1 pseudogene is annotated in these 636 nt (G+C 45.0%); it reads right to left on the bottom strand.

The annotated features are described in order from the left end of the window. A pseudogene (locus tag J5224_RS33640) lies at positions 1 to 636 on the bottom strand (transposase); the annotation flags it as partial.

Here is a 636-nt window from a genome sequence, read left to right as displayed (position 1 = left end):
TATATTTAAATCAACGTCGATGGCCAACGCTTCCCGATTAAAGTCATCGACGACGTTAAATAACCTGAATCGCAGCCCGTCGCTCAAGGCATCACTCATAAAATCAACAGACCAACAGTGGTTCATTTTATGCGGTATAACCAACGGCTGTGGATGTCTGTTAGGTAAATGTTTTTTCCCTTTGCGCCGAAAGTTGTGTTTTAACAACCGATAGATCCGGTAAACCCGCTTTGCATTCCACAGTAACCCTGCCTGTCGTAACTTATTGAACATAAGCCCAAAACCATAGGCACGGATACTGGTGCGCCAGTTTTTGTAGTGCCTCGACCACAGGCAGATCCCGTGTTGTGTTCGGGCAATAATGCAACAGACTTCGACTGATACCGATAATCCGGCACCTGCGTCGTTCGCTGGCCTGATGTTCCGTCATAACATAACGCACCAGCTCACGCTTCTCAGGCACCGTTAAAGTTTTTTTGAAACAACATCCTTAAGAATTTCATGATATAAGCATCAGGGATGCGTACATTTGCTTTAATCGGCGATTTTCCTCTTCCAACTCTTTCATCCGTTTGATATCAGAGGACTCCATACCGCCATATTTGGATTTCCAGTTGTAGTACGATGTCTCGGATA

This window comes from Candidatus Symbiopectobacterium sp. NZEC135 (assembly GCF_025962695.1).
The sequence above is the reverse complement of the archived record's forward strand: the minus strand, read 5'-3'. Positions and strand labels throughout refer to the sequence as shown.